General features: G+C 71.3%; 10 protein-coding genes. 3 read left to right on the top strand and 7 right to left on the bottom strand.

Annotated elements, in window-relative coordinates:
- The first annotated feature begins 33 nt into the window (after positions 1-33).
- A complete protein-coding gene (locus tag ABD54_RS05685; protein WP_047868369.1) occupies positions 34-264 on the top strand; it encodes a hypothetical protein in 231 nt (76 codons plus the stop codon).
- Positions 265-889: 625 nt separating this feature from the next.
- On the top strand, positions 890-2,545 hold the full coding sequence (abc-f, locus tag ABD54_RS05680) for a ribosomal protection-like ABC-F family protein (protein ID WP_047868368.1): 1,656 nt from the start codon (positions 890-892) through the stop codon (positions 2,543-2,545).
- Positions 2,546-2,646: 101 nt separating this feature from the next.
- On the opposite strand, the gene dnaB is transcribed toward abc-f, so the two are convergent.
- Positions 2,647-5,085 (bottom strand): replicative DNA helicase, encoded by a 2,439-nt coding sequence (gene dnaB / locus ABD54_RS05675; RefSeq protein WP_047868367.1) that lies wholly within the window; start codon positions 5,083-5,085, stop codon positions 2,647-2,649.
- 347 nt (positions 5,086-5,432) lie between these two features.
- Here dnaB and ABD54_RS05670 point away from each other — a divergent pair, with 347 nt between their 5' ends.
- The gene (locus tag ABD54_RS05670) at positions 5,433-6,782 is read left to right on the top strand and encodes an MATE family efflux transporter (RefSeq protein ID WP_047868386.1); all 1,350 of its coding nucleotides are present in this window, start codon (positions 5,433-5,435) and stop codon (positions 6,780-6,782) included.
- A gap of 66 nt (positions 6,783-6,848) precedes the next feature.
- Here ABD54_RS05670 and ABD54_RS05665 read toward each other — a convergent pair whose 3' ends face one another.
- The 6 genes from ABD54_RS05665 to ABD54_RS05640 all read right to left on the bottom strand — a co-directional run bounded on the left by ABD54_RS05665 (position 6,849) and on the right by ABD54_RS05640 (position 12,954).
- On the bottom strand, positions 6,849-7,682 hold the full coding sequence (locus ABD54_RS05665; RefSeq protein ID WP_047868366.1) for a peptidoglycan recognition family protein: 834 nt from the start codon (positions 7,680-7,682) through the stop codon (positions 6,849-6,851).
- Between the two features lie 255 nt (positions 7,683-7,937).
- On the bottom strand, positions 7,938-8,384 hold the full coding sequence (gene rplI, locus ABD54_RS05660; protein WP_013155831.1) for a 50S ribosomal protein L9: 447 nt from the start codon (positions 8,382-8,384) through the stop codon (positions 7,938-7,940).
- A gap of 27 nt (positions 8,385-8,411) precedes the next feature.
- The gene (rpsR, locus tag ABD54_RS05655) at positions 8,412-8,648 is read right to left on the bottom strand and encodes a 30S ribosomal protein S18 (RefSeq protein ID WP_013155832.1); all 237 of its coding nucleotides are present in this window, start codon (positions 8,646-8,648) and stop codon (positions 8,412-8,414) included.
- 99 nt (positions 8,649-8,747) lie between these two features.
- Entirely contained in the window at positions 8,748-9,341 is a 594-nt protein-coding gene (locus tag ABD54_RS05650; RefSeq protein WP_047868365.1) for a single-stranded DNA-binding protein, read from the bottom strand.
- Between the two features lie 129 nt (positions 9,342-9,470).
- Entirely contained in the window at positions 9,471-9,761 is a 291-nt protein-coding gene (gene rpsF, locus ABD54_RS05645; protein WP_013155834.1) for a 30S ribosomal protein S6, read from the bottom strand.
- A 241-nt stretch (positions 9,762-10,002) separates the two neighbouring features.
- The gene (locus ABD54_RS05640; protein WP_047868364.1) at positions 10,003-12,954 is read right to left on the bottom strand and encodes a transglycosylase domain-containing protein; all 2,952 of its coding nucleotides are present in this window, start codon (positions 12,952-12,954) and stop codon (positions 10,003-10,005) included.
- Between the last annotated feature and the right edge of the window lie 202 nt (positions 12,955-13,156).

Below are 13,156 nucleotides of genomic sequence, written 5' to 3'. Positions count from 1 at the left end.
TGGGACATCTGAAACGGAAACGAGGAGGGTCCCATGGCGCGCAGCACGGACCGTGCACCCCACCCCACTCGGTTCTCGACGACCCGTCGGCGCCTCCGCCCCTCGGCTGGGACCAACCGCCTCTCCGGTCTCGCGACCGAGCCGGTCAACGTCCCTCAGCCCCGCGAGGACGCCGACGCGACGACGTCGGGACACCCGATCATGCACTGGGTGCTGGTCACCGACGACAACGGTCGGAGCCGCCCCGAGGTCCGCTGGCTCTAGCCGGCGGTTCGAACGAAGGCCTCCCCGCCGGATCCTCCGGGCGGGGAGGCCTTCGCCGTCGCCCAGGGGCCGACCAGGCCCTCCACGCGGACCGGTCCGGTGGGTGAGGGAGCGCGCCGGTTCCGGCGCACGGGCGCGCGGCGAACCGAAGCGAGCGCAGGGGGCCGTCCCGCGGGACGGCCCCCTCGTCGTGCGCGGAGTCCGCGCGGGGCCTCCCGGCGACCTCCTCCTGGCTCCATATACTTTTGTCGACAAATCGGCTTGACCATAAAGAGCAAAGTGGTTATCCGTTACAGGCCTCCTGTCGCCCGGGGCCACGTGATGTCGGTCTCATGAACGCCCGCTTGACGGCCGAAAAAACGAGACGTATCGTCTTCCGCATGAGGCTGATCTTCCTGTAGTCCCGTGTCCGACGCCCGAGCCGCCGCCGCCAGCGCCCAGTGCAGCATGGCGGCCTCCCGCGCTCCCCGGCGTCGCCGTACCGCGGTCGACCACGGAAGGCCTCACCGTTCCCTTTTTCTTGGACCCGCGCCATCGCCGCGCCCTGTCCGAAACCCGGAACACCAGCGCCCCACCGTCGATCCGCGGCTCCTCTCCCAGCCACACCGCAGATCAGGAGGCGCGTATGCTCACCGCCCGAGTACGAGCACAGTCCCAGCTCACCCTCAACGGCATCAGCCACCGCTACGGCGACCGCACCGTGCTCGACCGTGTCGCCCTCACCATCAGTCCCGGCGAGCGCGTCGGGGTCATCGGCGACAACGGCTCCGGCAAGAGCACGCTGCTGCACCTGCTCGCCGGGGAGGAGGAGCCCACCAACGGCGACCTCACGGTCCGGGCCCCGGGGGGAACGGGCTACCTGCCGCAGACCCTGGAGACCGCGGGGGTCTCGACCGGCACCGTCGGCGACGCGATCGACTCCGCCCTGGCCGTCCTGCGCGACATGGAGGCGCGTCTGCGCGCGGCGGAGAGCACGCTCGGCTCCGCCACCCCGGCGGAGCTGGACGCCTACGGCGACCTGCTCGCCCGGTTCGAGGCACGCGGCGGCTACGACGCCGACGCACGCGTGGACGCCGGACTGCACGGGTTGGGCCTTCCCGTCCTGGACCGCGACCGACCGCTGAGGACCCTCTCCGGAGGGGAGCGCTCGCGCCTGGCCCTGGCCGCGATGCTGGCGGCCTCGCCCGAACTGCTCCTGCTGGACGAGCCCACCAACGACCTGGACGACCGCGCGGTCGCCTGGTTGGAGGACCGGCTCCGCCGCCACCGGGGCACGGTCGTGGCCGTGACCCACGACCGGGCGTTCCTGTCCAACGTGACCGACACCGTCCTGGAGGTCGACCACGACCTGCGCCGGATCCACCGGTACGGCAACGGCTACGACGGGTTCCTGGCCGCGAAGGCCTCGGCCAGGGCCCGGTGGATCCGCGAGTACGGGGAGTGGAGGGCGGACCTGGCCCGGCAGCGCAGGCTGGCCGAGAACAGCGTCGCGGCGCTGCGGGCCATCCCGCGCAAGATGGAGAAGGCCGCGTTCGGCCACGGGGCGTTCAAGATGCGGGGGGCCGCGCACGGTTCCATGGGCCGCGTCCGCAACGCCAAGGAGAGGATGGGGAGATTGACCGCCGACCCGGTGGCGCCGCCGCCGGTGCCGCTGCGGATGACCGCCGGGTTCAGCGGGTCACGCGCCGGGGAGAGCGCTCCGGCCGCCTCACTGGAGGGGGTCCGGGTGGACCACCGCCTGGAGGTGCCCTGCCTGGACCTCGCTCCGGGCGAACGCGTGCTGGTCACCGGGCCGAACGGAGCGGGCAAGACCACCCTGCTCCGGGTCCTGTCCGGGGACGCGCTCCCCGACGAGGGGCGGGTTTCGGTCCCCGGCCGGGTGGGTTACCTGCGTCAGGAGGACGGCTCCTTCGCCGCCGGACAGACCGTGCTCGGCGCCTACGCCGCGGGACGGCCCGGTTTCACCGAGGACCACCGGGACGAGCTCGCCTCGCTCGGGCTCTTCCGGCCCGGGGAGCTGGACCAGCCGGTGGCGTCCCTGTCGGTGGGCCAGCGCAGGAGGATCGAGGTCGCCCGGCTGGCGTCGGGGGCCCACGACCTGCTGCTCCTGGACGAGCCGACCAACCACCTCTCCCCCGGTCTCGTGGAGGACCTGGAGGAGGCGCTGGCGCGGTACGAGGGCACGCTGGTGATCGTGTCACACGACCGCAGGACCCGGCAGCGCTTCACCGGCCGCCGCCTGGAACTACGGGAGGGGATCGTGGTCAGCGACTCCGCGTGAAGTGGACGTAGCGCTTTGTCGACAAATCGGCTTGACCATAAACCGCTATTACGACTACCCGATATTCGGGGCCCGCTGCGCGGCGGGCCCCGACGCGGCGGCTAGCCGGGTGCCATGTCGACGAACCGGCTGTAGTGGCCCTGGAAGGCCACGGTCACGTCCGCCGTGGGGCCGTTGCGGTGCTTGGCCACGATGATGTCCGCCTCGCCCGCGCGCGGCGACTCCTTGTCGTGAACGTCCTCGCGGTAGAGCAGGATGACCATGTCCGCATCCTGTTCGATGCTGCCGGATTCGCGAAGATCAGAGACTTGTGGGCGTTTGTCGGTGCGCTGCTCGGGACCTCGGTTGAGCTGGGAGAGCGCCACCACCGGGACCTCCAGCTCCTTGGCCAGGAGCTTGAGGGAGCGGGACATCTCCGAGACCTCCTGCTGGCGGCTCTCCACCCGGCCGGGCGAGCTCATCAACTGGAGGTAGTCGACGATGACCAGCTTGAGGTCGTGCTGCTGCTTGAGCCGTCGGCACTTGGCCCGGATCTCCATCATCGACATGTTCGGGGAGTCGTCGATGAACAGGGGCGCGTTGGCCACCTCGCCCATGCGCCTGGCCAGGCGGGTCCAGTCCTCATCGGTCATCAGCCCCGAGCGCATGGTGTGCAGGGGCACCCGGGCCTCCGCCGACAGCAGGCGCATGACGATCTCGTTGCGCCCCATCTCCAGACTGAAGAAGACCGCGGTCATGTCGTGCTTGATGGACGCCGCACGCGCGAAGTCCAGGGCCAGCGTCGAGTTGTGGGTGGGGACCATCGAGCGGGTGGCCAGGAACAGGTGGTCCGGGTGGTCCACCTGGACGCAGCGAACCGGAACGCTCTCCACCGGTCGCACCTCGGTTACGAAACGGGAGCCGATCCGCGCGTAACCGAGGTCGGCGCCGCGCTCTCGGTGCGCACGCCTCTTGCGTTCGAGTCGGAAGACCTCGCTCCTGGAGCCGAAGGCGACCGTGTAGCAGGTGGACGATTCCTCCGACCGGCCGCCGACCCGCCTGGCCGACATCCCGGTGCGCAACCCCAGGCTGTGCGCCAGTTCCCGGAAGCCGTTCGCCAGGCGCCGGCTGGTGACCGCGAGCTCCACGGAGCCGGTGGCGTTCACCGTGCCTTCCGTGTCCAGCAGACCGGCGAGGAGTGCGCGCCGCTGGTCGGCCGAGGCGCGCAGGTACTCCTGGGGTATGTGCTTGTTCCCCAGAACCCCGAGGGCGCGCAACCGCGCCTGGACACCGCCGTGGGCGTCGACGCACTCACGGGCCGCGGGCGCGGTGTCCTCCTCCGGCAGGAAGACGCCGTAGGTCACGCCGGTGGAGCCGACCGGCTTGGTGACGAGTCCCTCGGCCTCGATGTTGAGCAGGACCTCGGGGTCCGTGCCGGTGACCCTGGCGGCGGCGGAGGCTCCGTCACCGAGCCAGGCTCCGAGGAAGTAGGGCGGCAGGGGGAGGTCGCGTTCGGGCAGTTCGATCGCCTCCGCGTTGACCACCGAGTGGTTCAGTCCGCGGTCGGCGGTCTCCGTACGCAGGGTCCGGGCGATCTCCCTGGTGGTCCGCGCCTCGGGCAGCGCACGGGGAACCGCGCCCCGGAGCCCGGCCTCCCTGGCCGCGCGTCGCGAGGCCCGCGTGTGGGTCAGCCACTGGTGGTCGCCGTCGGCGACGACGGTGGCGCCGTCGTCGAACACGACCTCGAAGCAGGGGCGCCCGGCCATGACCTCTGTGGCGGCGACCACCCGGGTGGGTGTCCCGTCGGCGGCGATCAGCTCGGTGCCGACCTCCACCTCCCCCATGGTGGTCCATCCGCCGGGTGTCGGGAGTGGCGTGTCCAGGGCCAACGCCTTGCCCACGGCGGGGCGGGCGGCGATGATGACCATCTGGCCGGGGTGGAGGCCGTTGGTGAGGGCGTCGAAGTCGGCGAAACCGGTGGGCACGCCGGTCATGGTGCCGTCGTTGGCGCCGATCGCCTCGATCTCGTCCAGGGCGCCCGGCATGATGTCGGCGAGCGCGACGTAGTCCTCGCCGGTGCGCTTCTCGGCGACCTTGTAGATCTCGGCCTGGGCGTGGTCGACCAGGTCGTCCACCTCGCCGTCCCCGGCGTAGCCGATCTGGGCGATGCGGGTGCCCACCTCGACCAGGCGGCGCAGGACCGCGCGGTCGGAGACGATCTTGGCGTAGTAGCCCGCGTTGGCTGCGGTCGGGATGGCCTCGGTGAGGGTGTGCAGGTAGAGGGCGCCGCCGACCCGGGTGGCCTCGCCGCGCTTGGTCAGCTCGGCGTTGACCGAGATGGCGTCCACGGGCTCGCCCCGGGAGAAGAGGTCGACGACGCTCTCGTAGATGATCTGGTGCGCGGGCCGGTAGAAGTCCGCGGAGCGGATGATCTCCACGACCTGCGTGATGGCGTCCTTGGACAGCAGCATGCCGCCGAGCACGCTCTGCTCGGCCTGGATGTCGTGGGGCGGGGTGCGCTCGTATCCGCCTTCTTCAGGTGGCTGCTCAGCGACACTCACGAACGCTCCCCCGGGACTGTACCTCCGTCGGCCCGGGAACGGGCCGACCCTTCCAGGATGCCCCATGGCGGATGCCGGAGGCGCCTTGGTTGGAGGTTGTGGACACGTCCCTTACCACCATGTCCGGCGCCCCGCAGGGCATCCCGGACCGGGGTTGTGCACATCACCTGTGGATAACTATGCCGCGACCACTTCATATAGCACTTGACCTGCCAAAACGCAGGATGCAGTCAGGGGGTGCAAGATGCCTCACAGGTCGTGTTTCCACAGGTTATCCACAGGCTTCAGCCGGGGTGTGGACAACTCCACACCCGCGTAGAACGCGTGTCCGATAATGTGTGCTGGTCATGCCACAACTGCTTTCGGCCGCTCCTTTCCGGCACCGCCACGACCGCGAGATCCTCGCACTGGCGGTCCCGACGTTCTTCGCGCTCATCAGTGAGCCCCTGTTCCTGCTCACCGACTCCGCGATCGTCGGCACGCTGGGCACCGAGGCGCTCGGCGGCCTGGGCGTGGCCGGACAGGTGCTGCTCACACTCGTGGCCGTCTGCGTCTTCCTCGCCTACGGCACCACCGCGGCGGTCTCTCGCAGGTTCGGCGCGGGCGACGTCCCGGGGGGCGTCCGGGACGGCGTGGACGGGCTGTGGCTCGCGGTCCTGCTGGGCCTCGCCGCCGTCGCGATCGGCTGGCCGCTCGGCCCGGTGATGGTGCAGGCGCTGGGCGCCTCGCCCGACGTGGCGCCCCACGCCCTGACCTACCTGCGCATCAGCCTGCTGAGCACGCCGTTCCTGCTCATCGTCATGGCGGGCACCGGTGTGCTGCGGGGCCTCCAGGACGCCAGGACCCCGCTGGTGGTGGCGGTCTGCTCCTACGCGGCCAACGCGGTGCTGTGCGCGGTGTTCGTGCTGGTCCTGGACCGGGGCATCGCGGGTTCGGCCTGGTCGACGGTGCTCGCCCAGGGCGGGGGCGCGTTCTGGTACGTGATGAGGATCGCGCGCGCCGCCCGGCGCGAGGGCGTGTCGCTCACGCCCACGACGGCGGGCCTGCGCGCCTCGGCCTCGGCGGGGTTCGCCCTGTTCCTGCGCAGCGTGTCGATGCGCGTGGTGGCCCTGGTGACCACGGCGGTGGCGGCCCGGCTGGGCGACGCGTCGATCGCCGCGCACCAGGTGAGCCACAACATCTGGGCGCTGCTGGTGTTCGCCATGGACGCGATCGCCATCGCCGGGCAGTCCATCGTGGGCCGCTACCTGGGCGCGGGGGACGTCCAGGGCACCCGGGACGCCACGAGGCGCATGGTGGAGTGGGGCGTGGGGCTGGGCCTGGTCTTCGCGGCGCTGGTGTTCCTGGCGCTGCCGTGGGCGTGGATCCCGTTCACCTCCGACCCCGGGGTGCGCGTCCTGATCACGGCCTCGCTGGTGGTGGTCGCGCTGCTGCAGCCGCTGAGCGGGGTGACCATGGTGCTGGACGGCGTGCTGATGGGCGCAGGGGACCAGCGCTACCTCGCGTGGGCGTCCCTGTGGACGATGCTGGTCTTCCTGCCGTTCGCACTGGTCCTGCCGCGGCTGGCGGACGGCCCCCTGTGGGCGCTGGTGGGCCTGTGGGTCGCCTTCGGGGTGTGGATCCTCGCCCGCGCGGTCACCCTCGGGTTCCGGGCCCGGGGTACGGCCTGGCTGGTCACCGGCGCGTACCGGCCCTGACCGGGGCCCGCCACGGCTCGGCCGCGACGGGCCGGGCGCCCGTGTCCCTCCGGCGGGCCGACGGGGTCACGTGAACGTGTCGCGCTCACCGACGGCGGGTCCGTGACTGTAGGGCCTCACCTGCTCCTCCCTCGGCACGACGGGGTAGGTCGGTTGCCGGTCGGGTCCGGCTGCCGCGACCGCCGCCGCGTCCGGATGGGCGAGCTGTTCCCGCATCCTGCTCCGGACGGTGGAGCGGAGTCGCGGAAGCGCCGCGTAGAGCTTGTCGCCGGGGCAGCCCGTCGCGTTGAAGTCGCGGTGGCCGACGATGGCCTCGTCGGGGTCCAGCCGGTAGGCCAGGCACAGCCAGGCGCAGGTGTCCGCCAACGAGTCCAGCAGGGCAGCGGGCGGGCTCGCCGAGGTGTAGGTGCCCTCGTTCTCGATCCCGATCGCGTGCTCGTTGTGGTTGGCGGTGTGCGCGCCGAGGACGTGGTGTCCCGCACTGACGGCGCGCAGGCTCTGGTCGCGCCCCTCCATGATGTGGCCGCCTCGGCTGATGGTGAACTGCTGCCCCGCGTCGCTCCACCCGTTGGTGTCCATGTGGTACCGCTGGATGGAGCGCGACAGCGACGCGGCGTGCGAGGTCGAGGTGTCGGACGCGTTCGCCGTGGCGGTGTGGTGCACGACGATGTGCGTGGCCCCGCGGCGCACGACCTCGATCTTGTTCTTCGGAGCGCGCGCCCCCCAGTCGGCGCGCGTGTACACCTTGGGTCGCGTGGCCGCGGAGGCCCGGTCCGCGGCGGGGATCCCGGCGATCCCGCCGAGGAGCACTCCCCCGGCGGCGAGGGCGGTTCCCCGCAGAACGGTCCTGCGGTCCACCCGTGTGTGTCGGCCCGGCTCGTCTCTTCTTTCCACGGTCATGGCTCTGCGTCCTCTCCGTGCTGGGTGGTGCAACGTACGACACCAACACAGAGAACACGATAGATTACAAAGAGTAATCAAAGGGTTGTCTGTCGACCAGGCGTGTCAGGAGAACCGAGCGGGAACGCTGACCACCTCGGGGACGGCGGACCCTCAGAGTGCTCCGGAGGCGGTGGCCGCGGCCCCGGGGAGCACGGGGAAACAGCGGAGCCCCGCCTCCCGGAGGGAGACGGGGCCCGGCGTGCACGGCGTCGGTCAGGAACCGACGACGTCCAGCTTGATCGTCGCGGAGACCTCGGGGTGCAGGCGGACCTGGACCTTGTGGCTTCCGACGGCCTTGATCGGGTTCTTGATCTCGATCCGGCGCTTGTCCAGCTCGGGACCACCGGTCGCCTTGACGGCGTCGGCGATGTCTGCGGGCGTGACCGAGCCGAACAGGCGGCCGCCCTCGCCGGCGCGCTGCTTGAGGCGCACGGTGAGCGCGTTGACGCGGCCAGCGACCTGCTGGGCCTCGTCGAGCGTGCGGATGTCACGCGCGGAGCGCGCGCGCTGGATCAGGTCGATCTGCTTCTGACCGCCGCGCGTCCACCGGATGGCGAACCCGCGGGGCAGCAGGTAGTTGCGACCGTAGCCGTTCTTCACCTCGACGACATCGCCGGGGGCTCCGAGACCGTTGACCTCGTGGGTCAAAATCAGCTTCACGACAAAAACCTCCCTCGGATATCGCCGTTAGCGGGCGGTGCTGGTGTAGGGCAGCAGGGCCACCTCGCGCGCGTTCTTGATCGCGGTCGCGACGTCGCGCTGGTGCTGGGTGCAGTTACCCGTGACGCGGCGGGCGCGGATCTTGCCGCGCTCGGAGATGAACTTGCGGAGAAGCGTGGTGTCCTTGTAGTCGATGTAGGACTGCTTCTCCTGGCAGAAGAGGCAAACCTTCTTCTTGGGCTTGCGCGCTGCCGGCTTAGCCATCGTGGTGCTCCTTCGCAAGAGCCCCGGGGTCCTCCCGGGGATGGTCTGATGTGGAAAGGGTCTGGCGCCTCGGGGCGCCGGACGGGGTACTCGCCGCGGTTAGAAGGGGGGCTCGTCGGAGAAGCCCCCGCCTCCGCCGCCGAAGCCTCCGCCGCCACCGCCGCCGTTGGTCGCCCACGGGTCGTCGGCCGGGGGGCCGCTGCGGCCTCCGCCGCCCTGCGACCCGCCGAAGCCGCCGCCCTGGTTCCCGTAGCCGCCGCCCTGCTGGGGCTGGCCGCCACCGAAACCACCGCCGCCGCCACCGCCGAAGCCGCCTCCGCCGCCCTGGCGCTGCGACTTGGTCACCTTGGCGGTGGCGCTGCGCAGGGCCGGGCCGACCTCGTCGACGTCGATCTCGAAGACGGTCCGCTTCTCACCCTCGCGGGTCTCGTACGAGCGCTGCTTCAGCCTGCCCTGCACGATGACGCGCATGCCGCGCTGAAGGCTCTCGGCCACGTTCTCCGCGTACTGCCGCCAGACGGTGCAGGTGAGGAACATGGACTCGCCGTCCTTCCACTCCCCCGACGCGCGGTCGAAGGTGCGGGGCGTCGAGGCCACACGGAAGTTGGCGACCGCGGCTCCACTGGGAGTGAAGCGCAGTTCAGGGTCGTCGACCAGGTTGCCGACGAGCGTGATCTGGGTTTCGCCTGCCATGGATGGGCTCCGGTTCGAGGTAGTCGGATCAGGCGGTTTCGCCTGTTCCCCCGATCATCCGCGCGACCACTGACATAAACGCCGGGGCCGGAGGCGGGAGTCGGGGCGGGGGACGGCGGCGGACGCCGCCTAGTGGACCTCGGGGCGGAGCACCTTGGTGCGGAGCACGGCCTCGGCGATACCGAGCTGGCGGTCCAGCTCCTTGACCGTGGCGGGCTCGGCGGTGAGGTCGATCACCGCGTAGATGCCCTCGGCGTTCTTGTCGATGTCGTAGGCGAGACGGCGCTTGCCCCAGATGTCGACCTTCTCCACCGAGCCGCCGTCGTTGCGGACGACACCCAGGAAGTTCTCCAGCGACGGGGCGACGGTGCGCTCGTCGAGGTTGGGGTCGAGGATGATCATGAGTTCGTAACGACGCATAGGCGTACGTTCCTCCTCTGGACTGTCGCGGCCATGGAATCTCCATAGCAGGAGGGCAGGAGTCCGGGACGGGTTCCGCGCCGCGGGGGCGGGCGTCGCGCGGACTCTGAGCCATACGGGATCAAAGATTACCAGCAGGCGCGCACCCTCCGGTGCGGCCTGTGGACGGCGCCGGGCACACGCGGAAGGGGGGCCGGTGCGCTCCACGCGCGCCGGCCCCCCTCTCCCGTCCGGGACCGGGTCAGTCGTTCCGGCCGAGGATGATCATCCTGTTGGCGTCGCTTCCGGCGCCGTTCGCCCGGAAGGGCCAGCCACCCTGGTCTCCGCCGTCCTGCTCCGGGTCGGAGGCCTCACCGCTGGGATCGGTGTCCTCACATGCGGGCAGAGGCCAGGTTCCGCACTCCTCCTCGTCCCCCGTGCCGGGGCTCTCCGGGCAGTCCCGGCCCATTCCGGGCTCACAGGGCTCACCGGTCTGCTCGTCCTGGCACTCCGGGGAGTCCGGCATGGACGGGTCGCACTCCGCCGGGCTCTCCGTCGGGGACTCCTCGGCCGAGGGCTCGTCGCTCGGCTCGTCGCTGGGCTCGGCGCTCGGGGACGGCGTGGGCACGAAGCTCTGCTCCGTACCGACGTAGGCGGGCGACGGGAACTGCGCCGGTTCGACGCCCTCCATGGCGGTCGTCATGAACTCGCGCCACACGTTGGCCGAGGTGGTGCCACCGAAGATCTCGCCCGCGGTCTGGCCGTCGAACTCCAGGGTCTGGTTGGCGTCCGCGCGGCTCAGGCCCACAGCGGCGACCAGCTGCGGCGTGTACCCCACGAACCACGCGGAGACCGCGTCGCTGGAGGTACCGGTCTTGCCCGCGACGGGACGGCCGTCGGGCAGCGCCGCCTGGTCGCCACCGCCGCCGGGCTCGACGACCTGGGTCATGGCGTAGGTGACGTCGGCCGCGACGTCCGCGGTGACCACCTGCTCACCGCTCTCCAGCAGGTCGGCGTCGTCGGGCGGGATGACCTGGCCGTCGGAGGTGCGCAGCTCGGTGACCATGTGCGCCGGACGGTGGACGCCCCCGGCGGCGAAGGTGGAGTAGCCCTCGGCCTGGTCCAGCGCGCTCACCTGGTGGGTGCCCAGCGCGATGAGCGGCCCCTGGGCCGAGGTCGTGGTCTGCTCCTCGGCCACACCGGCCTGGACCGCGAGCTCGTCCACCGCGGCCGGGGTCATCTGCACCGCCAGCTCCACGAACGGGGTGTTGATCGACTGGGCGGTGGACTGGATCAGGTTGACCGGACCCCAGCTCCTGCCGCTGGCGTTGATGACCTCGCTCTGCAGCCCCGGGAACTCCTGGGGGGAGTCGCCGTCGAACGTGCTGTTGAGGCTGATGCCGCTCTCGAGCGCGGTGGCGAGCACGTAGGGCTTGTAGGACGAACCCGCCTGCGTCCGGTGGGTCAGCGAGTTGTTGACGTCCTCGACCACGTTGTCGCCCCCGTGGAAGGCGACGATCCGCCCCGTGGCGGGGTCGACCGCGGTCAGGCCCATCATCGTGTCCTCGGGGGTGTTCGGCAGGACGTCGAAGGAGCTGCGCGCGGCGTCCATGAGCGCGGGGTCCAGCGAGGTCTGCACGACGAAGCCCTGTGTGGCGATGTCCTGGGCGGTGATCCCGGAGTAGCGCTCCTCGACCTCCTGGACGACCGCCTGGCGGACGTAGTCGAACTTGGGGTCGTACTCCTGCTCCTCCTCGCCCTCCTCGGTGCCGTACGGAACGAGCTCGGGGATCTCCAGGGCCTCGGCCTCGGCCCTGGGCAGGCCGAGGGCGGGGTCCTCCTCGTGCATGAGCGCCAACTGTTCCTGCACGTAGGGCCAGCGCTCCTCGTTGAGGTAGGTCCTGGTCCAGTCGCCCATCTCGCCCTGGAAGTTGCTGGGCATCTGGATGATGATGCCCAGGAAGGCGCCCTCGGCGTCGGTCAGCTCGTCCAGGTCCTTGCCGAAGTAGGACTGGGAGGCCATCTGGATGCCCATGGCGTTGCGGCCGAAGTAGATGGTGTTGAGGTAGGTCGAGAGGATGTCGTCCTTCTCCATCTGCTGGTTGAGCTTGATGGAGATGAAGATCTCGCGGATCTTGCGGATGTACTGGTTCTCGATCTCCAGGTCGCTGTAGTAGTTCCGCGCCATCTGCTGGGTGATGGTGGAACCGCCGCCCGCCTCGCCGCCGGAGAGGAGTGCGCGCCCGATACCGGAGACGCTGATGCCGGGGTCGGTGTAGAAGGTGCGCTGCTCGGCGGCGAGCACGCCGTTGATGACCGTCTGCGGGATGTCCTCGCTCTGGACCTCGATCCGCCTGACCTCGCCCGTGGTGACCGCGACCTCGGGCTCGGCGTCGCCCTCCGGAGCCCACATGATCTGGGTGGCGGACAGGCTGGCGTCCGACTTGGCCTCCAGCTCGTTCACGTTGGGGGCCATGGCGTACAGGATCGCGAAGGCGGCCACGCCGCCGATGATCATCAGGCCGAAGACGGCCAGGGCGGGTTTCCACGCCTTGGACAGGAAGCGCTTGAACCAGGGGCGGTCGTCCGGCTCCTCGTCGCGGGAGCGGCGCCGACCGCCTCCCCGGCCTCCTCTGCCGCCGCCGGCGGCACGGGAGCCGCGGCCCGGGGCCCGCCGCCCCTCGGAGCGGGCGGCGTTCTCGCGGTCACGGCCGCGGTCGCGGGGGTCGCGGGGGTCGCGGTCTCGGGGGTCGCGCGGTCCGGAACCGGCCGCCCTGCGGCGGCCGCGGGGGTCCTCGTCCGGGCGTCGGCGCTGCCCCTCGGGACGGCGCGGGCGCTCGCCCTCGGAACGGCGGCCGGGGCGCTCGCCGTCCTGGGGCCGCCGGGGGCGCTCGCCCTCGGGACGGCGGCGGGGGCGGTCACCGTCGGCGGGGGCGCGGCGCTGGCCCTCGGGGCGCCGGGGGCGGTCGCCCTCGGGACGGCGGCCCTCGGAACGGGCCTCCTGCTCCGGGGGGCGTCGTCGGCGCGGGCGCTCGGGCCCGGCGTCGTCCCCCCAGAAGCCGTCACCGGCGTCCGGGCGGCGGCGGCCTCCGGAGGGTTCGTCCCGGGGCGGGCCGTCGGCCCGGCGCCGTCCGCCGCCGCCGCGCGAGCCGTCGGCCGGGCCGTCTGCCCGGCGACGGCCGCCATCGGCGTTCCGTCGTCGTTCGGTACTCACGTGGTCCTCGATTGCCTCTCACGGCCGGTCGGCCTGACGGTTCCTTGGTGGAAACGGGGGGACGGTCCCCCTGGGGGATCGGTGATCCGCGACCTGTCTTCTCGCGACGGCTGCGTGGACCGGACCGGCGTGGCCGTGTCCAACGCTGTGCCTGTCGTTCAAGGCTTGATAAAGGACGCCCGAAGGCGGGCGGGGGTTTTCA

The organism is Nocardiopsis sp. RV163 (assembly GCF_001029525.1).
Classification (GTDB): Bacteria; Actinomycetota; Actinomycetes; order Streptosporangiales; family Streptosporangiaceae; genus Nocardiopsis; species Nocardiopsis dassonvillei.
This window is presented reverse-complemented; position numbering and strand designations above follow the sequence as displayed.

What these genes read in the sequence shown, in the direction of transcription:
- abc-f (WP_047868368.1), top strand. Translation starts at nt 890, where the DNA reads ATGCTCACCGCCCGAGTACGAGCACAGTCCCAGCTCACCCTCAACGGC.
- ABD54_RS05665 (WP_047868366.1), bottom strand. Translation starts at nt 7,682, where the DNA reads ATGACCGTGGAAAGAAGAGACGAGCCGGGCCGACACACACGGGTGGAC.
- rpsF (WP_013155834.1), bottom strand. Translation starts at nt 9,761, where the DNA reads ATGCGTCGTTACGAACTCATGATCATCCTCGACCCCAACCTCGACGAG.
- ABD54_RS05650 (WP_047868365.1), bottom strand. Translation starts at nt 9,341, where the DNA reads ATGGCAGGCGAAACCCAGATCACGCTCGTCGGCAACCTGGTCGACGAC.
- rpsR (WP_013155832.1), bottom strand. Translation starts at nt 8,648, where the DNA reads ATGGCTAAGCCGGCAGCGCGCAAGCCCAAGAAGAAGGTTTGCCTCTTC.
- ABD54_RS05685 (WP_047868369.1), top strand. Translation starts at nt 34, where the DNA reads ATGGCGCGCAGCACGGACCGTGCACCCCACCCCACTCGGTTCTCGACG.
- ABD54_RS05670 (WP_047868386.1), top strand. Translation starts at nt 5,433, where the DNA reads ATGCCACAACTGCTTTCGGCCGCTCCTTTCCGGCACCGCCACGACCGC.